The sequence below is a fragment of the Pseudomonas sp. NPDC089407 genome (assembly GCF_044900445.1).
Taxonomy (GTDB): Bacteria; Pseudomonadota; Gammaproteobacteria; order Pseudomonadales; family Pseudomonadaceae; genus Aquipseudomonas.
In genome coordinates this window covers 39,293-60,314 of record NZ_JBJDNB010000043.1, presented here as the reverse complement: position 1 = coordinate 60,314, position 21,022 = coordinate 39,293, and the positions used below count along the sequence as shown (strand labels likewise).

Below are 21,022 nucleotides of genomic sequence, written 5' to 3'. Positions count from 1 at the left end.
CTCCCACTCGTGCTCAAGGCACCTGCGGCATTTAGCTTGCCATTCACCGCTCTCACTCCTGATTCTAATCCCCTATCAAGACACAAGCGGCCTTGCGCCGCGAAGCGCCGCGCGAGCGGCGCTCGGTTTCAAAGGCAATAAAGATGTTGTGCCAAACACCCTGCAAACCGCCACGCTACAATTTCTGCTTGCGAACCAACCAACATTGCCATTACTGTATATAGATACAGTAAACCGCAACACAACCAGCAAAAAGGCATAGAGGTGATGAATGGCCGTCGAAGTGGTGTACCGCAGCAGCCGCGACCCGGAGCGCTTGTTCATGGATAAGGCCGAAGCAGACCGTCACGACAAGATGCTCGAACTGGCCGAGCGCCTGGCCGAAGTGCTGCACAAAGCGGTGCCATCGCTGACCGAGCAGCAGGTTGAAGAAGCCGGTATCTACATGGCCAAGAACCGTGATGTGTTTGCCCGGGCGTTCAAGAGCCAGCCGGATGCGTTGGGCGAGTTGCTCGAGGGTGGTGCAGCCGAGTGATATCGGCACCGCCTGCTTCGCGGCTGAAGCCGCTCCCACAGGGATCGCAGAGGCCTCGGGCTCACTCGGTACCTGTGGGAGCGGCTTTAGCCGCGAAGAGGCCAGCAAGGCCAGCATGAAACTTCAGCCGTAAAGCAACCGCTCCGCCAGCAACTGCGCCACCCTTGCCGGCGAACGTTTCTCCGCCTGCGCATGGCCAAACACTTCGGTCAGCCGCGAAGGAATCCGCGCCAAGTGCGCGGTGATGCTGCCCAGGTCCTCGCCACGGTGGGTCAGCGCCAAATAGATCAAACCACCGGCATTGATCACATAGTCAGGCGCATACAGTATTCCGCGCGATTCCAGCTGGTCGGCCACCTGCAAGGTGGTCAGCTGGTTATTCGCCGCCCCCGCCACTGCCGCACAGCGCAGCTGCATCACGCTCTGCCCGTTCAGCACCGGGCCCACGCCGCAGGGGGCAAAGATGTCGCAGGGGGTGCTGATCATTGCATCGTTGGTCACAGGTTTGGCGTCGAACTGTTCCATCGCCAGCCGCACACGCCCCGGGTCAAGGTCGCTGACCAGCAGCTCCGCACCCACCGCATGCAGTTGTTCCGCCAACGCATACCCGACATTGCCCAGCCCTTGCACCGCTACCCGCAAGCCTCTCAGGTCGTCGCTACCGAGCCGGAACGAGGTCGTGGCACGAATACCGGCAAATACCCCCATCGCGGCATGCGGCGAGGGGTCGCCCGAAGCCGTGGTACTGGTCACGTGCGGTGTGCTCTGGGCAATGCAGTCCATGTCCAGGGTCGAAGTGCCACTATCCACGGCAATGATGAACCGCCCTTGCAAGGTATCGATAAAACGGCCAAAGGCTTCAAACAACGCCGCGCGGTTTTCCACATGCGGGTTGCGCATGACCACTGCCTTGCCACCACCCAATGGCAAGCCAGCCAGGGCCGCCTTGTAGCTCATACCCTGGGCCAGGCGAATGGCGTCGGTCATGGCGCTTTCGTCATCGGCGTACGGCAGGTAGCGGCAACCGCCCATGGCCGGTCCCAGCTGCTCGCTGTGAATCGCGACCACTGCCTTCAAGCCCGTGGGCGGGTCGTTGAACAAGTGCAGTGACTGGGTACGGGTGCTTTGCATCAGTGCGAACATCGACAGGCTCCCCACAAGGTGCTTCTTCCAGTATAGGCGCGGCGCTGCAGCTGACGAAGCTGCCGGACCACTGGACGAAAGCGCACACCCCAGCTAATACTCAAGCGTGTGTGGAGAAGCCAGATGAAGCCACGTCAAGCCTGCCTGGCCTGCCTGGAACGCGAGCCTGTCGCCCTGCTGGAAGCTGCATTGTGGGTTGCCGCCGAGCACGACCGCAGCGTCGAGCCCGCCGCCAGCCTTGCCACCTTGCACGACCTGCAGCGCGAAATCAGCACCAACCTGCCCATGCTGCCATTGAACGAACTGGCCCAACCGCTATTGCGCCAGCTCAACGCACTGGGCTTCCAGCAGGATGAGTACCACCCGTTAAGGCCCCATGCAGCCATGATGGACAAGGTGCTGCAGCGCCGCCGTGGCCAACCACTGACCTTGGCCATCCTTGCCCTGGAGCTGGCTCGGCGCCTGTCCATCCCGCTGGAGGGTGTGGGCTTTCCTGGCCATTTCCTGCTGCGCGTGCCGGGTGCCGATCACCTGCTCGACCCTTGTGGTGGCCGGCGCCTGTACCCCAGCGACTGCCGCGAGTTGCTGGCCCGCCAGTTCGGCCCGCATGTGGCGCTGACGGCAGAGCACATGCGCAGTGCCAGCCCACTGCAGATGCTGCAACGCCTGTCACGTAACCTGCGCCAGTTGCACATCAGCAACGATGACCACCTGGCGGCATTGATCGACGCCGAACGGGTCATGCAACTGGGCCCGGTGCAGGTCGGCGACTACATGACCCGCGCCTCGCTTTACCAACACCTGGACTGCCCGCAGGCCGAGCGCTTCGACCTGGAGCATGCATTGCTGCTGACCGAAGACCCGGTCCAGCGCCTGAAGCTGTCCGAACGCATCGGCAAGCTTCCGGCGGCGAACCGTTCACTTCACTGAGCCGGGCTGTCCGGTTGCCGGGCGGGGTGGGCGCTGGCGAAGGCCGGGTGGCCGGCTGCCAATGCGGCCACCCGCAGGATGCGCGGGAAGCCGGCGAGGTCGATGTTGAAGCGTTCAGCCGCGTACAGCTGCGGGATCAGGTACACATCTGCCAGCCCCGGCTCATTGCCGAAGCAGAAGCCCTCATCGCCAATCAATTGCTCGACTGCCGCCAGCCCTTGCCTGATCCAGTGACCGATCCACTGGTTGACCTGCCCCTCATCCTGGCCCGCCTGGCGCAGCAGGTTCAGTACACTGACGTTATGCAGCGGGTGGATATCGCAGCCGATGATCGCGGCCACGCCCCGCACCTTGGCCCGCGCTTCTGCGCCGACCGGCAACAGCGCAGGCTGTGGATAGACCTCTTCCAGGTACTCGATGATCGCCGGTGACTGCACCAGCAACTCACCGCCGTCGGTGCGCAAGGCCGGCACGCGGCCCTGCGGGTTGACGGCGACATAGCCAGCGCCGCGCTGCTCTCCTTGCAGCAGGTTGACCGGCAGGGACTGGTAGGCCAGCCCTTTCAGTGCCAAGGCAATGCGCACCCGGTAGGACGAGGTGGAACGGTAATAGGTGTACAGTTCCATGCCCATGCCTCCTCAGTTGGCCGCAATGACCTTGCCGCGGCATTCGCCGAAGCCGATGCTGGCCACGCCGTCACGCGCGCAGCGCGCACGCAGAATGATTTCGTCACCGTCTTCAAGGAACTTGCGCACCTCACCACTGGCCAGCTCTACCGGCAGCTTGCCGCCTTCGGTGATCTCCAGCAGGCTGCCGAACGAACCTGGCGTAGCCCCCGACAGCGTGCCCGAACCGAACAGGTCGCCCGGCTGCAGCTGGCAACCGTTGACGCTGTGGTGCGCCACCAGCTGCGCCACGGTCCAGTACATACTGCGGGTGTTGCTCAGGGTCAGGCGGTGCGGGGCAACGCCCTGCTCGCGCATGCGCTCGGTCAGCAGCAGCACTTCCAGTTCGATATCGTAGGCCCCGGCGGCCTGGTCGCGCTTGTCCAGCAGGTACGACAGCGGCTGCGGGTCGCCTTCCGGACGCGCCGGCTGGGCGCAGCGAAACGGCTCCAGGGCTTCGGCACTGACCACCCACGGCGAAACGGTGGTGATGAAACTCTTGGACAGGAACGGCCCCAGTGGCTGGTATTCCCAGGCCTGGATGTCGCGCGCCGACCAGTCGTTGAGCAGGCACAGGCCGGCCACGTGCTCGGCAGCATCACCAATCGGAATCGCCTGGCCTATGTCATTGCCTTGGCCAATCCAGATGCCCAGTTCCAGTTCATAGTCCAGGCGCGCGCACGGGCCGAAGCTTGGCTCGGTGTGCCCGGCCGGCAAAGTCTGCCCTTTTGGCCGGCGTACATCGGTGCCGGAGGGGCGGATGGTCGAAGCCCGGCCGTGATAGCCGATCGGCACGTACTTGTAATTGGGCAGCAGCGGGTTGTCTGGGCGGAACAGCTTGCCGACGTTCTTGGCGTGTTCGATGCCGACGTAGAAGTCGGTGTAGTCACCGATCTGCGCTGGCACATGCAGCAGGCAGGCGCTGGCCGGGTACAGCGCCGGCGTTAGCGCTGCCTGGTGCTCGCTGTGCTCGCCGAGCAGCTCTAGCAGGCGCTCGCGCAGGCCCACCCGGGCGCTGCGGCCCAAGGCGAAGAAAGCGTTCAGCGCCCCGCCACGGGTGGCTTCGACAGCGGCCTTGGCTGCGCCGTCGAACAAGCCGGCGGCCAGCACCGCTTCCAGGTCGAGGATCGCATCACCGATGGCCACGCCACAGCGCTTCGCCTCACCCGGCCGACTGAAAATACCCATCGGCAGGTTCTGCAGCGGGAAGTCGCTGTGCCCGTTGGCGTGCTCGACCCAGCTACGGGCATTGGCAGTGTGGTTCATGGGTTATCTCCGGTTCGGGTTGAAGGTGCTCGGCAAAGTCGCCCAGCAACTATCGTAGTCGGCCTGCAATTGCGGGCATTCAAGGGCTTGCTGGCTCGGGCGCAGCACCTGGCTGGTCTCGAACATGAAAGCCATGGTGTTGTCGATCTTGTGCGGTGCCAGGTCGGCGGAAATGGCCTTTTCGCAGGTTTCGGCGTCAGGGCCATGGGCACTCATCACCCCGTGCAGCGACGCACCGCCTGGCAGGAAGCCCTCGGCCTTGGCATCGTAGGCGCCATTGATCAGGCCCATGAACTCGTTCATCAGGTTGCGGTGGAACCACGGTGGACGGAAGGTGTTCTCGGCCACCATCCAGCGTGGCGGGAAGATCACGAAGTCCATGTTGGCCAGGCCATGCACGCTGGTCGGTGAAGTCAGCACGGTGAAGATCGACGGGTCCGGGTGGTCGAAGCTCACCGTGCCGATAGTGTTGAAGCGACGCAGGTCGTATTTGTACGGCACGTTGCTGCCATGCCAGGCAACCACGTCCAGTGGCGAATGTTGCAGTTCGCAGGCCCAGTGCTCGCCCAGGAACTTCTGCACCAGTTGCACCGGCCCTGTGGCCTCTTCGTAGTGCGCCACCGGCGCAAGGAAGTCACGCGGGTTGGCCAGGCCATTGCTGCCGATCGGCCCCAGGTCCGGCAGGCGCAACGGCGCACCGTGGTTTTCAGCGATATAGCCGCGGGCCTGGCTGTCGAGCAGTTCGACACGGAATTTCATGCCGCGCGGGATGACCGCGATTTCCAGCGGTTCAACCTCCAGCACCCCCAGTTCGGTGGCGATACGTAGACGACCCTGTTCCGGCACCAGCAGCAGTTCACCGTCAGCGTTGAAGAACACCCGCTCCATGGAACGGTTGGCGCGGTAGATGTAGATGCTCACGCCCGCCGGTTTTTCCGCCGCCGCGTTGGCCACCATCGGCAGCCAGCCTTCGATGAAGTCGGTCGGTTCGGCGGGCATCGGCTGGGGGCTCCAGCGCAGGCGATTGGGGTTGATGCCACCCAGCGGCCCGCTCAGCGGCTGACGCGCCAGGCGTTCGAAACGCGGGTGCAATGCAGAAGGACGAATGCGATACAGCCAGGTGCGACGCAATTCGCTGCGGGTCATGGTGAACGCCGTGCCCGAGAGCAATTCGGCATACAACCCATAGGGCGCCTTTTGCGGCGAGTTCTGCCCGACCGGCAGGGCACCTGGCAGCGCTTCGCTGGCAAACTCGTTGCCGAAACCGCTGAGGTAGTGAAGGTCGGGGGACGTATCGCGATTCATCGATGCCTCCGGGCTCTGGCCGAGCCGTTGCTGGCAGCTGGCTGCTGGCCCGATGTGGGGTGGCAGCGCGTCTGCATTGTTTTTATCGTAATCAGATTACGAATAACGTAATTTGCTACGCGCATGGCGTCAAGTTATAAAGGCCCGACTGAAAGAATGCAGAAGACGATGTCCATGACTAAAGCCACCTCCCCCGCCGACAATGGCAAGCAGAAAGTCCGTTCGGCGGAGGTCGGCACCGACATCCTCAAGGCCCTTGCCGAGCTGGCCCCGTCCACCTCGCTGTCGCGCCTGGCAGAGCATGTACAGATGCCGGCGAGTAAAGTGCACCGCTACCTTCAGGCGTTGATCGCCAGTGGCTTTGCCGAACAGGATGCCGCCACCAACCATTACGGCCTGGGGCGCGAAGCATTGCGGGTGGGGCTGGCGGCGCTGGGCAGCATCGATGTGTTGAAGATTGCCGCGCTGCCGCTGGCGCAGCTGCGCGACGAGCTTAACGAGAGCTGCTTTATTGCCGTGTGGGGAAACCAGGGCGCGACCGTGGTCAGCATCGAACCGGCAGTGCGCGCGATCACCGTTGTGACGCAGATCGGCTCGGTACTGCCGCTGCTCAGCTCCTCTACCGGGCTGGTGTTCGCCACCTACCTGCCCGAACGCGAAACCGTGGAGCTGCGTGATCGTGAGCTGGCTGCCCTGGGGCACGCTGCCGAGGACTACCAGGTTGTACTGGCGGGTATTCGCGAACGTGGCCTGCACCATGTGCACGGTCTGCTGATGCCGGGCGTGGATGCGCTGTCGGCGCCGGTCTTCAACGCCATGGGGCAGATCGCTGCAGTGATGACCGTGGTCGGGCCGACGTCGATCTTCCATGCCGACGAACACGGCCCCGCGGCGCAACGGTTGCTGGCGGCCACGCGGGAAACCAGCTGGCGCATGGGCTATTCGCCTGCTGCCTGAGGGCCTGCGCCACTATTGCCCGAAACGTAAAGGTGAATGTCATAAGCGGCTATTTTTCCTACGGGATCAAGCGCTTATTCTTACCTCACTGGCACGGCATGAAGGGCTCTTCCCCCCCGCTCTTCAGGCCTGCGAGGTTCACCGACGTAGATTTTGAAGCTCCTTGATCTAACGTCTCGATTGGCCGCTGCGGCTTGCAGCGGCCTTTTTTTTGCTCTGAAAAACGTGCGTTTTCGTCTGGCTTGCGCGGTCCCTGTAGGAGCGGCCTTGTGTCGCGAAAAGGCTGCGAAGCAGCCCCTCGATTGCAGCTTCGCCGCAGAAATTGCTGGGGCTGCTTCGCAGCCCTTTCGCGACACAAGGCCGCTCCTACAGGGACCGCGCAAGCCTTTTCAGAGTGGATATTTCTGCAAATTCGCCATCATCTGCTGCAGCGCCTGCAAACTGTCCTGCGGGTGCACCGCGCCTTCAAAGTCACCAATCTGCGCCCAGTGCTCCGCCACCTGCTCGGGGGTGAAGCCTTCGCGAGGATCAAAGCCCACCCCCAGGCTGCGCTCCCAACGCACCTTGCCCACCCAGCCGCCGCCCACTTCGAACAACTCACCCGTGCCCTGGCACTGCTCACTGCCCAGGTACACCACCAGCGGGCTGACCAGCTCCGGCTTGAGCCGCTCAAACACCTGCGGCGGGATCAGCCCTTCGGTCATGCGCGTCCCCCCTGTGGGCGCAATGGCATTGACCAGAATGTTGTGCTTGCGCCCCTCGATCGCCAAGGTACGGGTCAGCCCGTACAGGCCCAGCTTGGCCATGCCGTAGTTGGCCTGGCCGAAGTTGCCGTAAATGCCGGAGGTGGACGCGGTAAAGATCACCCGCCCCCAGTTCTGCTCACGCAGGTGCGGCCAGGCAGCGCGGGTGACCTTGAAGGCGCCTTCGACATGCACCTGGTAGACCTGCTCCCAGTCGCTGTCGTCCATCTTGTGGAAGGTCTTGTCACGCAGGATGCCGGCGTTGTTCACCAGCACGTCGACCCGGCCAAAACTGTCCAGCGCCTGCTCGACGATACGCGCGCCCTGGCTGACCGAGTCATGGTTGGCAACGGCGCTGCCGCCGGCGGCGCGGATCTGCGCTACCACCCGGTCGGCAGCCGAAGCGCTGGCACCCTCGCCGTGGGTAGAGCCACCCAGGTCATTGACCACCACGTTGGCGCCGCGTGCAGCGAACAGCAGCGCATGGGCACGGCCCAGGCCACCACCGGCACCGGTTACGATTACCACGCGATCTTGCAGACGGACAGGCTCGCTCATGCTCAAGGCTCCAGGCAGTGTTCAGGTCAGCCGAGTGTCCGCCGCCAGCAGCAGGCGGACAATCAAGCTCACGCAGGCTGAATGCCTGGCAATAACGCAGGGCGATGGTTATGGGGCCGCTGTGCGGCCCATCGCAGGCAAGCCAGCTCCCACAGGTATCGCGTAAACCTTGAGGCTGGTGCAGTCGGTGTGGGAGCTGGCTTGCCCGCGATGAGGCCCGCTCAGGAATACGCCACTTTCGGCTGATAGTCGCTCAGCAGCTGCTCACGAAAGGCCAGGTAATGACGCAGCACCTGCACCGGCGCTTCGGTGTGCGGGTAGTGGCCAATGCCCTGCAACTGCACGGTGTCGGGCTCCGGCACCAGCTGCCGGTAACGCTCGAGCATGTGCGCGCCAGACAGCGGGTCGACCACACCGTTGATGAAGCGCAGCGGCACGCCTTGGCGCTGCATCGCCCCAACCCAGCGGTCGCGATGCAACCTGCGCTCGGGCATATAGCCCACCAGCTTGTGCAGGATGCGCGTGCCACGGTTGGCAGCGATCAGGCTCCAGAAATCATCCAGTGCGCTTTCGCTGGGGTGGGTGCAGGGGCCGTAGACCTGGGTCACGTTGCGCACCAGGTCATCGCGCCCGAACGAGCGCCCGACCAGCCAGCCAAAGCGGCTTAACAGCAGCTTCTGGATCAGCAGCATGCGACAGCTTTCGGCAAACAACCCGCCGTTGAGGAACACGCAGCTGGCCACTTCGACCCGCTGCTCATGGTGCCGCGCCAGCAGCTCCTGGGCCACGCTGCCGCCATAGTCATGGGCCAGCAGGTGCACCGGCAGGTCGACCTGCAGGTGGGCCAGCAAGGCCTGTTGCAGGTCGGCTTGCTCCATCAGGCTGTAGGCATGGTCGACCGGCTTGGCCGAATCGCCAAAGCCGAGCATGTCGCACGCGATTACCCGGAAGCGTTGGGCCAAAGGCCCCCACAAGTAATGCCAGTCCCAACTGGCGGTGGGGAAGCCATGTAACAGAAGCAGGGGCTCTCCTTGCCCTGCGGTCCAGTAGCGGATGCTCTGGCCCCGGAATGTGAAGCTCTGTCCCCGGGTACGCCAGACGCACAATGGAATTTCGGCCATAGGCATCAGATCGGTCCCGGTGAACAGGTGTTGGCGGAATAGGGCAAGGCTGCGGTCATTGCATGTTACCTCGGCACTTACTTGTGCTCTCTATGTCGAGGCTGAGTCTAGCCAGCCGCCCCTGGGCTGAAACTTGCGTTGCCAGCCAGCTTGATGACTGAGCGAGTCAGTGGCACGAACGGTCAGAGCAGCATGGCCAGCAGCGGCGCCGCGAACAGGTTGAGCAGCCCGGTCAAGACCATGACCAGGCCGGCCACCGAACCTTCTTCACGGCCCACTTCCTGTGCCCGGCTGACCCCGGCGCCATGCGCGCCAACGCCGAACAGGGCGCCCCTCGCCAACGGCGAGCGCAGCGGTAACCAGCGCAGCAGCACACCGCCGAACATGGCGCCGAGCACACCGGTGAACATCACGAACACGGCGGTCAGCTCGGGCACGCCACCCACGCCCAATGACGAGGCGTTCGATTACCAGCCGTTCTGCGATGAACCACTGGACGCGCTGTTGCCAGCGGGCCATGCGTTGGCGGGCCTGGACGGGGTAGACCTGGGGCAACTTGCCGCAACACCGTTCCTGCTGTACCAACGCAGCTTCGTGCTCAATGACCGGTTGCTGAAGGCGTGCCAGCAGCAGGGCTTTACCCCGAAGGAAGGCGGGCGCAGCGGCCAGGCAGATTTCCTGGCGGCGCTGGTGGCGGCGGGCCAAGGCGTGGTGTTGCTGCCCCGGGTAGTGGCAAAGGCGCTCGAGCGCCCAGGGGTGGTGCGCTTGCCATTGCGCTCGCCGGCGGATCTGCGCTGGGATATCGCCTTTATCTGGCGGCGCGGGGCGTATCTGTCGCGGGCGGCGCAGGCGTGGTTGGCTCTACTGCGCGAATATCACGGCTGACACGATCCTTGTAGGAGCGGCCTTGTGTCGCGAAAGGGCAGCAAGGCAGCCCCAGCAATATTTGCAGCATCGCCGAGATCCCGGGGCCGCTCTGCGGCCCGTTCGCGACACAAGGCCGCTCCTACATAGGAGCGCGTCAACTTCCGGTCAAGCCTTCAACGCTTGAACAAGCTCAGCCAACCAAGGCTCGGCATCAGTCTCGGGGGTCACTGTCTCACTGGCATCCAGACGCAGCATCGGTTGCACTTCGCGTACGCCCAGTTCGGCAAACAGCTCGCGCATCTGCTCACCGCCCCCGCAGTAGGTATCGCCATAGCTGGAATCGCCCAGCGCAATCACCGCGCCCGGCAGGCCACGCCAGGCCGCTGGCAGAATGTCGCGAATGCTGCTGTACAACGGCATGAGGTTGTCCGGCAGCTCACCCATGCCGGTGGTCGAGGTCACGGCCAGCAAGGCCTCAGGGGCAAAACCTTCAAGGTCCTGCAAGGTGGCACGTGCGGCATGCCAGGCCTCGAGGCCTGCAGCCTTGAGCAACGATTCAGCGTGACGGGCGACTTCTTCGGCGGTGCCATAGACCGATCCGGAAATAATGGCGACTTTCATCGGGTAGAGGATTCCGAAACTGAGTGAAAACGTAGGATACTAGCATTCAGCGCTGGCAAAAGGCCGCCTCTACCAAAGTCGCCGCCTTCAGCCCTGCTTCGCCCCTTTTTGCCCAATGGCCCGAACATGATCAACGCGCAACTGCTGCAATCGATGGTCGATGCCTCGAATGACGGCATCGTGGTCGCCGAAAAGGAAGGCGATGACACCATCCTCATCTACGTCAACGCCGCCTTCGAACGGCTCACCGGCTACAGTCGTGACGAAATCCTCTATCAGGATTGCCGCTTCCTGCAGGCCCAGGACCGTGACCAGCTCGGCCGCGCGCGTATCCGCAAGGCGCTGACCGAAGGCCGCCCATGCCGTGAAGTGCTGCGCAACTATCGCAAGGATGGCAGCGCCTTCTGGAACGAGCTGTCGATCACCCCGGTGAAGAGCGATGCCGACCAGCGCACCTACTTCATCGGCATCCAGAAAGACGTCAGCCGCCAAGTCGAACTGGAACGGGAACTGGCCGAACTCCGCGTTCGTCCGAAAGCCGACGAACGCGCCTGAACCAAGCGCCCTTTGCACGGTCAATGACGTTGAAGAAACTGCCACCACCGAGTTCGATCATGCAAGCCGACGCGCTCCTGACTCAGGCCGAACTGGATTTCATCCAGAACATGCAGCATTCGCCGCAGTTGAACCTGGCCGACTCCATGTCGAGCCTGCTGGTCAATGGTGACCGCCGCATTCAGAGCCTGCTCACTCGCCTGGTGGCCAACGAGCAGGTCACCCTGCAAGCCCAGTTCAACAACCAGCAGATCAGCTTCCCGCTGCAACTGGTGGAAGACGAGTTCCACGCCCTGCACTTGCAACTGGGTTCACCGGAAATCTACGAAGACGGCCCCATGCTGCGCCCCTGGCGCCTGTCGATGGAGCAGCCGAGCGCACTGCTTGATGCCCATGACAAGCAAAGCGGCTTGTGGGTACGCGAAATTTCGTTCAAAGGGTTACTGCTGGAACTGCGTGACCTGCCAACGGCACCCGCCCGCTTCGAGCTGCGCTTTGCCCCTGGCGGCATCAGCCCGATCGAACTGCATGGCGTGCTGGGTCGGCGTATTGGCCCGGACCTGGCAGCCTATGACCTCAGCCAAAGCCCGGCCGAAGAGATAGAACGCCTGCGCGACTACATCCTTCAGGCCCATCGCCAGGCCCACCCCGAACTGCATACTCAGGTATCCAGCTGACCGGCCAGAAACTGCCGTAAACGCTGACGCATCATTGCCCCCTGCGCACCCAGGCAAGCAACAGGGCTGCCTGCCAGGCTGTCCTGCGCCACTTCCGAGGCTTCACCCGCCAATAACAACGGGCAGTCCAGCACCGCCGCCAGGCGCGTCAGGTGCCGTGCCAGTTCTACCGTGAGCGGCTGATGGGAAAACAGCACCAGGGCGTCCGGTTTCAGGCGCTCGCAGACCAGCGCCAGTTCTTGCAGCGGTTGCCCGCAGGCCAATGGGGTCACGCCGGTTTCGTCGCTCCCCAGCACCAGGCCGGTGACCAGCAACTCAAGTTCATGACACTGCCCTGGCAATGGTGCCAACAGCACCGTGCGGCTGCGTGGTACATGAGCAAGCTGCAGACGGGCGAATACCCGGCCACGCAGGAACCGGTCGAAGAACAACCATTCGCTGGCCTGCCCGTAGCCGCCCTGCCTGACAGCCATGTCGTGCCACACGGGCATGAACACCTCGGTGAACACCTGGTCCAGGGTGCTGGCGGCAAACACCTCCTCGAAAAGGTGGTCCAGCCCTATCAGGTCAAAACGTTGCACCGCCAGGCGAATCTGGTGCTGCCAGCGCACCCAACTGCCCGTCGCCCCGTCGGCCTGCCCGGCCAGGGCATGGCTGCGGGCCAGGATGCTGCCCACCTTGCTCACCGCCACACCGCGTTCCAGCCAGCCAAGGATACGGCGGATTTCATCGATATCGGCCTGGGAATACAGGCGGTGGCCGCTGTCGGTACGGATCGGCTGGATCAGCCCGTAACGGCGCTCCCACGCACGCAGGGTCACCGCGTTCACACCGGTCAGGCGGGATACTTCACGAATCGGAAACAGCTCCTGCTGCTCGAAGCTCGCGTCGATCACCGGATTACGTCCCTGTTCGTTCATCTGCAAGGAATACCCTGTGTGCGGAAGTTGAAGACACAGTCTACTACGTCACCACCGTTCGCAACGTATGACCGTTTGCCGGCAGACATTTGCCGAAGTTCGCAACTGCGCGATAATCCGCGCCCGATTCTTGCACGCACGCCTGCGTTGCCCACCACCCCGGGCCACGCAGCCAGAGGGGCCAGCTACCCGCCAGCCCCGTTGCCAGGAGATACACGATGTCTACCCCCGTCACCCTGATGGTGTCGCGCCGCGCCGCCCATGGCCGCTACCAGGACCTGCTGGCCTGGCTGCACGAAGGCGAGCAGCTGGCCACCGACTTTCCCGGCTATCTTGGCTCGGGCATTCTCGCCCCGCCGCAAGATGGCGACGAATTCCAGATCATTTTCCGTTTCAGCGACGAGCCGACCCTGCATGCCTGGGAGCATTCCGCCTCACGCCGGGCGTGGTTGCAACGCGGCAATGGCCTGTTCGAACGCCCCAAAGAGGCGCGCGTTAGCGGCATCGATGACTGGTTTGGCACCAATATGGTGCAAAAACCGCCGCGTTGGAAGCAGGGCGTGGCCATCTGGCTGGCTTTCTTCCCGGTCTCGCTGGTGTTCAACGTGGTGTTCGGCCACTGGCTGGCAGCGCTCGACCTGGTGCCAAGGGTATTGCTCAGCACCCTGGCCCTGACACCGTTGATGGTCTACCTGTTCATCCCGCTGTCCACCCGCCTGCTGGCCGGTTGGCTGCATGCCACTCCGGCCACCGCAGGCGCCTTGCGCAGCCGCTGAGGCCAGGCCATACAACAGCGAAACAGTTCGGGTATGCTGGGCAGCAACCAAAGGACAGACAAGTTGACCGCCCCGAACATGAACAGCCCCATTCTCGTTACCGGAGCCAGCCAGCGCGTCGGGCTGGCCCTGGCCCTTGAACTGGCACAGGCCGGCCATACGGTGGTCAGTGCCAGCCGCAGCATCCAGCCACAGGCGGCCCACCCTAACATCGTGCAGTTCCAGGCTGACCTGTGCCTGGCGGCCGACCGTCAGGCGCTGGTCGACCACCTGCACCAACATTACGACGGCCTGCGTGCGATCATCCACAACGCCTCGCTGTGGCTCGACGATGGCCTGGACAACCTCGAGACCATGTTCCGCCTGCACGTCGAAGCGCCCTACCACCTCAACCTGGCCTTGGGCGAACTGCTGGCCAAGGTGGAAAAGGCCGACATCATCCACATCTGCGACGAAACGTCCTCGCGCGGCAGCAAGAGCCACATCGGCTACGCCGCCACCAAGGCCGCGCTGCAGAACATGGTGCTGTCATTCGCCGAAAAATATGCGCCCACGGTGCACGTGAACGGTATCCTGCCCGGGCTGCTGATCCTCAAGGAAGGGGGTGACGAAGCCTACCGCCAGCAAACCCTGAAAAAGGCCCTGCTGGAGTTCGAACCCGGCGCCGGCCCACTGATCGAAACGGTCAAATACCTGCTGGCCAGCCAGTACAGCACCGGCAGCCAGGTGGTCATCAACGGTGGCCGCCACCTGAAGAACCGCATGACTTGAGAGAAGCCCATGACTCCACAGCAACAGCTCGAACTTGAGGCCGCCGCATTCCGGCGCCTGGTCGACCACCTGCAAAAGCGTACCGACGTACAGAACATCGACCTGATGAACCTGTCCGGTTTCTGCCGCAACTGCCTGTCCAAGTGGTACAAGGCTGCGGCTGACGAGCGCCAGCTCGACCTGAGCCTGGACGACGCCCGCGAAGCGGTATACGGCATGCCTTACGCCGAGTGGAAAGCCCAATACCAGAAAGAAGCCAGCGCCGAACAACAAGCGGCGTTCGAAAAAGGAAAACCCCGTGACTGATCTGAACACCCTGCGCGCCAGCCTGGCCGGCGGCCAACACGTGTTTGCCGACACCCTGGCGTTCATTGCCGACAATTACAGCTACCAGCCGCAGGCCTTCAACAATGGTGGCGTGGAAAATGCCGCCGGGCAGAACGAAGGTTCGTGCAAGACCTTGGGCCTGGCTGTACTGGAAGGGCTGAGCGACCAGGAAGCACTGCTGGCGTTTGGTGAGCATTACCGTGATGTAGTGGCCACGCCTGAGGGCAGTGACCATGGCAATATCCGCGCGCTGATCAAGCATGGGCTGGCCGGTGTGAAGTTCGCCGCGCAGCCGCTGTCGCGCAAGGCTTGAGATTGCCGGGGCTGCTTTGCAGCCCATCGCGACGCAAGGCCGCTCCTACACGGGAGCGCGATCTCCTGTAGGAGCGGCCTTGCGTCGCGATGGGCCGCAAAGCGGCCCCAAACTATCGAGCCCGACATCAATCGATCAGGGTTCCCGGCACTCCCTCTACGAGCCCTCCCCGCTGCAACCACTGCAACGCCACCGGCCACAAACTCTCGCGAAACCGGTCATGGAAAAACGCGAAATGGCCAATTTCCCCAACCGAGATATCCACAGGCGCAATGCGCAGGTGCCGTCGCTCGCCCCCCTGCAGATAACCCAGCAAGCGCTCGGTCGCCTCGACCGTGCCAAAGGGGTCGTCAGTCAGGCTGATAGCCAACGTCGCCGCCCGCACCTGGGCAAACGGTAGCGCTGCCAATGCCCGCCCGCTGGGCCGCTGCTCATAACGCGGTGTACGGGTGGCCCAGTCATGCACCACGCCGGATGGCGTGTCCTCCAGCCAACCCAGGCGCTTGCCGGGGAAGTAGCCGAATACCCGTGTCAGCAGTGGCATTACCACATGCCATTTGCCAAACAGCTGCCAGCGCTGATCGGCCGCGTAGTCGCGCCAGTAGGCGAACTGCGCACCCACCATTACCACCCGGCGTACCTGGCCTGCCGACGGAGCCAGGCCTACCGCACAACCGCCGAAGCTGTGCCCCACAACATCTACCGGTTGGCCGGGAAAGTGTTCGGCCGCATGTGCCAGCATGGCTTCGAAGTCCAGCCGGCCCCAGTCGCTCCAGGTGGCCTGAAAGCCGCGCAGGGAAGCCGGGCGGGATTCGCCGATGCCACGGTAGTCGTAGGTCAGCACATCGCAGCCTTGGGCGAACAGGTAATCGGCAAAGCGGGAGTAATAGCGGCAGCGTACCGAAGTGGCTGCGTTGATGATCACCAGCGGGCGCTGGGGGTCAGGCTGGGCGTGGCGCCAGATGAAGCCACCCAGGCTGTAGCCGTCGGCTGCGGGGTGGCGAAAGGCAGTGGCGGGTTGGGTGAGGCTGCTCATGGCACATTCCCGGTTGTTGTGCGCCAAAGCTAGCAAATAATCTTGAGCCTGTACCGGCCCTATCGCCGGCAAGCCAGCTCCCACAAGGTTCCCACAGACTTCAAGGGTTGTGGAGTACCTGTGGGAGCTGGCTTGCCGGCGATAGGGCCAGCACATTTTCAGATTACAGCTCGACGCAGTCGAACTTCACATCAGTCGCCACGTCTTCGTCATAGTTGACGTCAGCACGCTCGAAGCCGAACAGGTTGAGGAACTGCTTCTTGTAACCGGCGTAGTCGGTCAGCTCGAACAGGTTCTCGGTGGTCACCTGTGGCCACATGGCCTTGCACGCGTTCTGCACGTCGTCGCGCAGTTCCCAGTCGTCCAGGCGCAGGCGGGCTTTTTCGTCCACTTCGGCCGGGGCGCCATCGGCACGGTACAGGCGGTCGCGGAACATGCGGTCCAGCTGGTCCTGGGTGCCTTCGTGCACACCCTTTTCCTGCATGATCTTGAACACCATCGACAGGTACAGCGGCATCACCGGAATGGCCGAGCTGGCCTGGGTAACCACCGACTTGAGCACCGCCACGTTGGCGCCACCCTTCACTTCAGCGGCCAGCTTCTGGTCCAGGCGCAGGGCGGTTTCGTCCAGGTCCTGCTTGGCCTGGCCCAGCGCACCGTGCCAGTAGATCGGCCAGGTAATTTCAGTGCCAATGTAGCTGAAGGCCACGGTACGGGCGCCTTCGGCCAGTACGTCGGCACCGGCCAGGGCGTCGATCCACAGCTGCCAGTCCTGGCCACCCATGACGGTGACGGTGTCGGCGATTTCCTGCTCGGTGGCCGGCTCGATGCTGGCCTCGATGATGGTGTCCTTGTTGGTGTCGATGGCGGTCGAGTTGTAAGGCTGGCCGATCGGCTTGAGTGCAGAGCGGATCACTTCACCGGTTTGTGGCAGCTTGCGCACAGGCGAAGCCAGCGAGTAGATGACCAGGTCGACCTTGCCACCCATTTCGTTCTTGATCAGCTCGATGACCTTGGCGCGGGCTTCGTCGGAGAAGGCGTCACCGTTGATCGACTTGCTGTACAGGCCCTCGGCCTTGGCGAACTTGTCGAAGGCAGCGGAGTTGTACCAGCCAGCGGTGCCGGCCTTGGTTTCGGTGCCTGGTTTTTCGAAGAACACGCCCAGGGTATCGGCCTTGAAGCCGAACGCCGCGGTAATGCGGGCTGCCAGGCCGTAGCCGCTGGAAGCGCCGATGACCAGGACCTTCTTCGGGCCATCCTCGCGCACGCCCAGCTTGCGGGTGGCTTCGATCTGGTCACGGACGTTGAGCTCGCAGCCCTTCGGGTGAGTCGTGGTGCAGATGAAACCGCGAACCTTAGGATGAATGATGGCCAATGTCTGTACCTCGTCAGGTTTATGCCGGGGAAGCGCCACTTGGGGCGATTCCGATTGATCAGAGGGTGAGACTACCCCCGCAGGTTATCCGACACATATTACGGGGTGATCATGGGGATGCAAAACGGTGGTTAGCTTGTTCCGGCCTCTTCGCGGCGGTTCGACGCCTCGATGAACCCGCTCCCACAGGGACCGCACACATCTTGAGAGCTGTGATGTACCTGTGGGAGCGGGTTTACCCGCGAAGAGGCCGGTACAGTCAGTCGCGACGCCGCCTACGCCCGGTGATCATCGACCACGGCAGGTTTTCGCGCAGGCGCACACTCTCGACGATGGCGCCCAGCACATGCAGGCACACCAGCGCCAGCAGCGCATTGGCCAGCCAGCTGTGCACATCCATCGGCCAGTCGGCTCCCCACAGTGCATCCACCTCCTGCGAAGCCCAGCCGGTCAAGCCAAGGCCGGTGATGCCGATCAGCATCAGTAGCATCACCACAGCGCCAATCGGCGAATGCCTGAGGCCATGAACATACCCTCCGCGCAGCAGCTCCCGGGCATGCCCGGCCACGCCCCGCAGGGTAGGCCAGAAATCGGCCCAGCGTGCGCTACGTGGCCCGACAAAGCCCCAGACCACACGCAACACCACACACACGAGCGCGTAGTAGCCCAGCCACTGGTGCCAGTCATCACCCTCCTCATTGAAAAAGTAATTGGCGAAGAACACGACGGCGATGGACAGGTGGATCAACCGCAGGAGCGGGTCCCACAGCTGCACCGTGCCGTCGCTGTTCACTTGTGGTACTCGGTCTTGACTGCCTTGCCGGTCACAGGGTCATGGTAGATCTCAACCTTCTTGCCATCCTTGTCGAAACCATAGATCTCGTAGCAGTTGCCCTTGGTGACCTTGAACGTGTTGATTTTGTAGCCTTGCTCCTTGAGCTGTTCCTGGAACTTGCCCTGGTCCTGCCAGGTGCTCTTGTCTGCGGTGGTGCATTCGGTAGCGGCGAATGCAGTGCTGCTGCCGATCAAGAGGGTAAGGGCCATGAAGATGCGCATGAGCATGTGCTCCATTCAGTTGAGTGATACAGCGCGTCATTCAGCTTAGATCGGGTGCGTGCTTTACGCCCACTCATTTGTTTTCCACATCAATCAAGAAGAAAAACAAACTTAACAAATAAGCCAAAGCAACCGATGCTGGGTGCTTTACGCCCATCGCACGGAGAACAACAATATGAACGACGTGGTCATCGTCGCCGCAACCCGTACCGCCATCGGCAGCTTCCAGGGCGCCCTGGCCACTGTGCCTGCGGTCGACCTCGGCGCCGCCGTGATCAAGCGCCTGCTAGCGCAGACCGGGCTGGACCCGGCGCAGGTCGACGAAGTCATCCTCGGCCAGGTGCTCACCGCCGGTGCCGGGCAGAACCCGGCCCGCCAGGCCGCGATCAAGGCCGGCCTGCCCTTCAGCGTACCGGCGCTGACCCTGAACAAGGTGTGCGGCTCGGGCCTCAAGGCCCTGCACCTGGCCGCACAGGCCATCCGCTGCGGTGACGCCGAGGTGGTCATTGCCGGCGGCCAGGAGAATATGAGCCTGGCCCCCTACGTGATGCCCTCGGCCCGTACCGGCCAACGCATGGGCCATGGCCAGCTGATCGACAGCATGATTACCGATGGCCTGTGGGATGCCTTCAACGACTACCACATGGGCATCACTGCCGAGAACCTGGTGAACCAGTACGGCCTCAGCCGCGAACAGCAGGACGCCTTTGCCGCCGAATCGCAGCGCAAGGCCGTGACGGCGATCGAAGCCGGCCGCTTCGACGCGGAAATCACCCCGATCGTGCTGCCGCAGAAAAAGGGCGAGCCGAAGGTGTTCGCCCGTGACGAGCAGCCGCGCCCGGACACCAGCGCCGAATCGTTGGGCAAACTGCGCCCGGCGTTCAAGAAGGACGGTAGCGTCACCGCTGGCAACGCCTCCAGCCTGAACGACGGTGCGGCCGCCGTGCTGCTGATGAGCGCCAACAAGGCTAAGGCCCTGGGCCTGCCGGTGCTGGCGAAGATCGCCGCTTATGCCAGTGCCGGGGTAGACCCGGCGATCATGGGCATTGGCCCGGTTTCGGCAACCCAGCGTTGCCTGGACAAGGCCGGCTGGCAATTGAATGATCTGGACCTGATCGAAGCCAATGAAGCCTTTGCCGCACAGGCACTGGCGGTGGGCAAGGCGCTGGAGTGGGATGCTGCGCGGGTCAATGTGAACGGTGGGGCGATTGCCCTGGGGCACCCGATTGGCGCGTCCGGATGCCGGGTGCTGGTGACCTTGTTGCACGAGATGATCAAGCGTGATGCCAAGAAAGGGCTTGCTACCCTGTGCATTGGGGGTGGGCAAGGCGTGGCGCTGGCCATTGAGCGTTGATCGGCGATTGAGTTGAGCAGGCCCGGCCTCTTCGCGGGTAAACCCGCTCCTACACAGGCTGTGTGAAAACCCCCGTCACTTTTCGATGATCGCGCTCGTACGTGAAATCTGAAAAGAGTTGGCTGCTCAGCAGACCCAGATTTTGCGTAAGAGCGCGATTTTTAGGATGTTTTTTGAACAGCTACATCGGTCGGGAGGTTTTCACACAGCCTGTACAAGTACGGCGCAAACGTTGAAATGTGCGCGGTCCCTGTAGGAGCGGGTTCACCCGCGAAGAGGCCGGGCCTGCTTATGAACCTTTAAAACCGCTCATCAGCAATAGCCGGCAAGGTCAGCTCACGCACATAGCTCGCCGCCGACAGTTCCAGCAAGCTACGCACCATCAGCACCACATCATGCAGCGGTATCAGCCCCCCTTCCCCACGCGCCGCCGCCTCGGCCAGCGGCACATCGAGGCTGTCCTCGGTATTCAAATACCCCAGGTTCAAGCAAGTCACCCCGAGCCCCTGCCCCCGATAGCCTTCACGCAACGCCTCGGCAATGCCGCGTAGGGCGAATTTGGACGCAGCAAAGGTCACTTCCGGGCACCCACTCTGCGGCAGGCCCGAGGTGGAGCCTGTAAGAATGATGCGTGGTTTCTCGCTTTTCAGCAGCAGCGGCAGCAGGCGCTTGATCAGCAGGATGGTCGCAGTGATGTTGCAGTCGACCATGCGCTGCAATTCCACATCGTGGTCTTCGAGAAAGCTGTAGTGCGCTTCGAAGGCGTCGGCCTCCCACAGGCCGAGGTTGTAGATCAGCGTATCCACGCCACCTTCGCCAAGCGCTTGGGCAATGGCCTCGACGGCAGCGGCCGGCTGGCCGAGATCGGCCTCGATCCACTGGGCGTGGATACCCTGGCTGATATTCACGGCCGCTGGTTTGGCGCGTGACACGCCGATCAATGTATCGCCGGGTTTACCCAGCCCTTCCATGAATGCCTTGCCTAAGCCCTTGCTGGCGCCGACTACCAGAATGCGCATCGCATCACTTCCCTGTGGATTTCATTGGAATCGGCATTCTAGGGGTTTTGTATGGGCTGTGCGGGCCTATTCGCGGGTGAACCCGCTCCTACAAGGACCGCGCAAATTTCACTGTTTGCGCTGTACCTGTGT

The 21,022-nt window shown here is 63.0% G+C and carries 24 protein-coding genes and 2 pseudogenes; 12 read left to right on the top strand and 14 right to left on the bottom strand.

Features of this window, described 5'->3' with window-relative positions; translation table 11 throughout:
* Positions 1-262, top strand: a 262-nt coding sequence (locus ACI2KG_RS25855) for a hypothetical protein (protein WP_404663809.1), incomplete at its 5' end; no start/stop codon positions are given.
* A gap of 9 nt (positions 263-271) precedes the next feature.
* Positions 272-535: a YebG family protein gene (locus ACI2KG_RS25850; RefSeq protein ID WP_167065781.1), complete on the top strand. Its 264-nt coding sequence runs from the start codon at positions 272-274 to the stop codon at positions 533-535.
* A gap of 123 nt (positions 536-658) precedes the next feature.
* Here ACI2KG_RS25850 and ACI2KG_RS25845 read toward each other — a convergent pair whose 3' ends face one another.
* On the bottom strand, positions 659-1,678 hold the full coding sequence (locus ACI2KG_RS25845) for a Leu/Phe/Val dehydrogenase (RefSeq protein ID WP_404663808.1): 1,020 nt from the start codon (positions 1,676-1,678) through the stop codon (positions 659-661).
* Between the two features lie 123 nt (positions 1,679-1,801).
* On the opposite strand from ACI2KG_RS25845, the gene ACI2KG_RS25840 reads away from it, so the two are divergent.
* Positions 1,802-2,608, top strand: a complete 807-nt coding sequence (locus tag ACI2KG_RS25840; protein WP_400614301.1) for a SirB1 family protein — start codon at positions 1,802-1,804, stop codon at positions 2,606-2,608.
* Here ACI2KG_RS25840 and maiA read toward each other — a convergent pair.
* Genes maiA through hmgA form a run of 3 tightly spaced genes read right to left on the bottom strand, consistent with a single transcriptional unit; the run spans position 2,602 to position 5,844 of the window.
* Positions 2,602-3,234, bottom strand: coding sequence for a maleylacetoacetate isomerase (gene maiA / locus ACI2KG_RS25835; protein WP_404663807.1), 633 nt, complete (start codon positions 3,232-3,234; stop codon positions 2,602-2,604). The genes ACI2KG_RS25840 and maiA overlap by 7 nt on opposite strands.
* Before the next feature lie 12 nt (positions 3,235-3,246).
* Entirely contained in the window at positions 3,247-4,539 is a 1,293-nt protein-coding gene (fahA, locus tag ACI2KG_RS25830) for a fumarylacetoacetase (protein WP_404663806.1), read from the bottom strand.
* A gap of 3 nt (positions 4,540-4,542) precedes the next feature.
* Positions 4,543-5,844, bottom strand: coding sequence for a homogentisate 1,2-dioxygenase (gene hmgA / locus ACI2KG_RS25825; protein WP_404663805.1), 1,302 nt, complete (start codon positions 5,842-5,844; stop codon positions 4,543-4,545).
* A gap of 174 nt (positions 5,845-6,018) precedes the next feature.
* Here hmgA and ACI2KG_RS25820 point away from each other — a divergent pair, with 174 nt between their 5' ends.
* Complete coding sequence (locus ACI2KG_RS25820) at positions 6,019-6,801, top strand: IclR family transcriptional regulator (protein WP_400614292.1); 783 nt, start codon at positions 6,019-6,021, stop codon at positions 6,799-6,801.
* Positions 6,802-7,190: 389 nt separating this feature from the next.
* Here the strand turns inward: ACI2KG_RS25820 and ACI2KG_RS25815 are convergent, their stop codons facing one another.
* From ACI2KG_RS25815 to ACI2KG_RS25805, 3 genes and pseudogenes are all read right to left on the bottom strand, one after another.
* Entirely contained in the window at positions 7,191-8,102 is a 912-nt protein-coding gene (locus tag ACI2KG_RS25815; RefSeq protein WP_404663804.1) for an SDR family oxidoreductase, read from the bottom strand.
* Between the two features lie 221 nt (positions 8,103-8,323).
* A complete protein-coding gene (locus tag ACI2KG_RS25810) occupies positions 8,324-9,229 on the bottom strand; it encodes an alpha/beta fold hydrolase (RefSeq protein ID WP_404663803.1) in 906 nt (301 codons plus the stop codon).
* A gap of 176 nt (positions 9,230-9,405) precedes the next feature.
* Positions 9,406-9,669, bottom strand: a pseudogene (locus tag ACI2KG_RS25805) (LrgB family protein); the annotation flags it as partial.
* On the opposite strand from ACI2KG_RS25805, the pseudogene ACI2KG_RS25800 reads away from it, so the two are divergent.
* Positions 9,668-10,108: pseudogene (locus ACI2KG_RS25800) on the top strand (LysR substrate-binding domain-containing protein); the annotation flags it as partial. The pseudogenes ACI2KG_RS25805 and ACI2KG_RS25800 sit on opposite strands and share 2 nt — an antisense overlap.
* A gap of 147 nt (positions 10,109-10,255) precedes the next feature.
* Here the strand turns inward: ACI2KG_RS25800 and ACI2KG_RS25795 are convergent.
* A complete protein-coding gene (locus ACI2KG_RS25795) occupies positions 10,256-10,711 on the bottom strand; it encodes a flavodoxin (protein ID WP_404663802.1) in 456 nt (151 codons plus the stop codon).
* 126 nt (positions 10,712-10,837) lie between these two features.
* On the opposite strand from ACI2KG_RS25795, the gene ACI2KG_RS25790 reads away from it, so the two are divergent.
* Positions 10,838-11,266, top strand: a complete 429-nt coding sequence (locus ACI2KG_RS25790) for a PAS domain S-box protein (protein WP_404663801.1) — start codon at positions 10,838-10,840, stop codon at positions 11,264-11,266.
* A gap of 59 nt (positions 11,267-11,325) precedes the next feature.
* Positions 11,326-11,943 (top strand): hypothetical protein, encoded by a 618-nt coding sequence (locus tag ACI2KG_RS25785; protein ID WP_404663800.1) that lies wholly within the window; start codon positions 11,326-11,328, stop codon positions 11,941-11,943.
* Here ACI2KG_RS25785 and ACI2KG_RS25780 read toward each other — a convergent pair.
* Positions 11,928-12,863, bottom strand: a complete 936-nt coding sequence (locus ACI2KG_RS25780) for a MerR family transcriptional regulator (RefSeq protein ID WP_404663799.1) — start codon at positions 12,861-12,863, stop codon at positions 11,928-11,930. The two genes, ACI2KG_RS25785 and ACI2KG_RS25780, sit on opposite strands and share 16 nt — an antisense overlap.
* 218 nt (positions 12,864-13,081) lie before the next feature.
* On the opposite strand from ACI2KG_RS25780, the gene ACI2KG_RS25775 reads away from it, so the two are divergent.
* Genes ACI2KG_RS25775 through ACI2KG_RS25760 form a run of 4 tightly spaced genes read left to right on the top strand, consistent with a single transcriptional unit; the run spans position 13,082 to position 15,050 of the window.
* On the top strand, positions 13,082-13,639 hold the full coding sequence (locus ACI2KG_RS25775; RefSeq protein ID WP_404663798.1) for an antibiotic biosynthesis monooxygenase: 558 nt from the start codon (positions 13,082-13,084) through the stop codon (positions 13,637-13,639).
* Between the two features lie 33 nt (positions 13,640-13,672).
* The gene (gene folM / locus ACI2KG_RS25770) at positions 13,673-14,410 is read left to right on the top strand and encodes a dihydromonapterin reductase (protein WP_404663797.1); all 738 of its coding nucleotides are present in this window, start codon (positions 13,673-13,675) and stop codon (positions 14,408-14,410) included.
* A gap of 9 nt (positions 14,411-14,419) precedes the next feature.
* Positions 14,420-14,716, top strand: coding sequence for a DUF1244 domain-containing protein (locus tag ACI2KG_RS25765; protein ID WP_146230333.1), 297 nt, complete (start codon positions 14,420-14,422; stop codon positions 14,714-14,716).
* Positions 14,709-15,050: a HopJ type III effector protein gene (locus ACI2KG_RS25760; RefSeq protein ID WP_404663796.1), complete on the top strand. Its 342-nt coding sequence runs from the start codon at positions 14,709-14,711 to the stop codon at positions 15,048-15,050. The genes ACI2KG_RS25765 and ACI2KG_RS25760 overlap by 8 nt, the downstream gene beginning before the upstream one ends.
* A gap of 127 nt (positions 15,051-15,177) precedes the next feature.
* On the opposite strand, the gene ACI2KG_RS25755 is transcribed toward ACI2KG_RS25760, so the two are convergent.
* The 4 genes from ACI2KG_RS25755 to ACI2KG_RS25740 form a co-directional block, all read right to left on the bottom strand.
* Positions 15,178-16,086 carry an alpha/beta fold hydrolase gene (locus ACI2KG_RS25755; RefSeq protein ID WP_404663795.1) on the bottom strand — a complete coding sequence of 303 codons (909 nt, stop codon included), beginning with the start codon at positions 16,084-16,086 and terminating at the stop codon, positions 15,178-15,180.
* Positions 16,087-16,249: 163 nt separating this feature from the next.
* On the bottom strand, positions 16,250-17,461 hold the full coding sequence (fabV, locus tag ACI2KG_RS25750; protein WP_404663794.1) for an enoyl-ACP reductase FabV: 1,212 nt from the start codon (positions 17,459-17,461) through the stop codon (positions 16,250-16,252).
* A gap of 259 nt (positions 17,462-17,720) precedes the next feature.
* Positions 17,721-18,254: a cytochrome b/b6 domain-containing protein gene (locus ACI2KG_RS25745; RefSeq protein ID WP_404663793.1), complete on the bottom strand. Its 534-nt coding sequence runs from the start codon at positions 18,252-18,254 to the stop codon at positions 17,721-17,723.
* Positions 18,251-18,517: a PepSY domain-containing protein gene (locus tag ACI2KG_RS25740; RefSeq protein ID WP_404663810.1), complete on the bottom strand. Its 267-nt coding sequence runs from the start codon at positions 18,515-18,517 to the stop codon at positions 18,251-18,253. Before ACI2KG_RS25740 ends, ACI2KG_RS25745 begins: the two co-directional genes overlap by 4 nt.
* A 175-nt stretch (positions 18,518-18,692) precedes the next feature.
* On the opposite strand from ACI2KG_RS25740, the gene ACI2KG_RS25735 reads away from it, so the two are divergent.
* The gene (locus ACI2KG_RS25735; protein ID WP_404663792.1) at positions 18,693-19,871 is read left to right on the top strand and encodes an acetyl-CoA C-acetyltransferase; all 1,179 of its coding nucleotides are present in this window, start codon (positions 18,693-18,695) and stop codon (positions 19,869-19,871) included.
* A 299-nt stretch (positions 19,872-20,170) separates the two neighbouring features.
* Here ACI2KG_RS25735 and ACI2KG_RS25730 read toward each other — a convergent pair whose 3' ends face one another.
* Positions 20,171-20,890, bottom strand: a complete 720-nt coding sequence (locus ACI2KG_RS25730) for an SDR family NAD(P)-dependent oxidoreductase (protein ID WP_404663791.1) — start codon at positions 20,888-20,890, stop codon at positions 20,171-20,173.
* Positions 20,891-21,022 lie beyond the last annotated feature (132 nt).

Bases quoted from the DNA above. Each gene is read 5' to 3' on its own strand.
- ACI2KG_RS25850 (WP_167065781.1), top strand. From the start codon at position 272: ATGGCCGTCGAAGTGGTGTACCGCAGCAGCCGCGACCCGGAGCGCTTG.
- ACI2KG_RS25845 (WP_404663808.1), bottom strand. From the start codon at position 1,678: ATGTTCGCACTGATGCAAAGCACCCGTACCCAGTCACTGCACTTGTTC.
- ACI2KG_RS25840 (WP_400614301.1), top strand. From the start codon at position 1,802: ATGAAGCCACGTCAAGCCTGCCTGGCCTGCCTGGAACGCGAGCCTGTC.
- maiA (WP_404663807.1), bottom strand. From the start codon at position 3,234: ATGGAACTGTACACCTATTACCGTTCCACCTCGTCCTACCGGGTGCGC.
- fahA (WP_404663806.1), bottom strand. From the start codon at position 4,539: ATGAACCACACTGCCAATGCCCGTAGCTGGGTCGAGCACGCCAACGGG.
- hmgA (WP_404663805.1), bottom strand. From the start codon at position 5,844: ATGAATCGCGATACGTCCCCCGACCTTCACTACCTCAGCGGTTTCGGC.
- ACI2KG_RS25820 (WP_400614292.1), top strand. From the start codon at position 6,019: ATGACTAAAGCCACCTCCCCCGCCGACAATGGCAAGCAGAAAGTCCGT.
- ACI2KG_RS25815 (WP_404663804.1), bottom strand. From the start codon at position 8,102: ATGAGCGAGCCTGTCCGTCTGCAAGATCGCGTGGTAATCGTAACCGGT.
- ACI2KG_RS25810 (WP_404663803.1), bottom strand. From the start codon at position 9,229: ATGCCTATGGCCGAAATTCCATTGTGCGTCTGGCGTACCCGGGGACAG.
- ACI2KG_RS25795 (WP_404663802.1), bottom strand. From the start codon at position 10,711: ATGAAAGTCGCCATTATTTCCGGATCGGTCTATGGCACCGCCGAAGAA.
- ACI2KG_RS25790 (WP_404663801.1), top strand. From the start codon at position 10,838: ATGATCAACGCGCAACTGCTGCAATCGATGGTCGATGCCTCGAATGAC.
- ACI2KG_RS25785 (WP_404663800.1), top strand. From the start codon at position 11,326: ATGCAAGCCGACGCGCTCCTGACTCAGGCCGAACTGGATTTCATCCAG.
- ACI2KG_RS25780 (WP_404663799.1), bottom strand. From the start codon at position 12,863: ATGAACGAACAGGGACGTAATCCGGTGATCGACGCGAGCTTCGAGCAG.
- ACI2KG_RS25775 (WP_404663798.1), top strand. From the start codon at position 13,082: ATGTCTACCCCCGTCACCCTGATGGTGTCGCGCCGCGCCGCCCATGGC.
- folM (WP_404663797.1), top strand. From the start codon at position 13,673: ATGCTGGGCAGCAACCAAAGGACAGACAAGTTGACCGCCCCGAACATG.
- ACI2KG_RS25765 (WP_146230333.1), top strand. From the start codon at position 14,420: ATGACTCCACAGCAACAGCTCGAACTTGAGGCCGCCGCATTCCGGCGC.
- ACI2KG_RS25755 (WP_404663795.1), bottom strand. From the start codon at position 16,086: ATGAGCAGCCTCACCCAACCCGCCACTGCCTTTCGCCACCCCGCAGCC.
- ACI2KG_RS25740 (WP_404663810.1), bottom strand. From the start codon at position 18,517: ATGCGCATCTTCATGGCCCTTACCCTCTTGATCGGCAGCAGCACTGCA.
- ACI2KG_RS25735 (WP_404663792.1), top strand. From the start codon at position 18,693: ATGAACGACGTGGTCATCGTCGCCGCAACCCGTACCGCCATCGGCAGC.
- ACI2KG_RS25730 (WP_404663791.1), bottom strand. From the start codon at position 20,890: ATGCGCATTCTGGTAGTCGGCGCCAGCAAGGGCTTAGGCAAGGCATTC.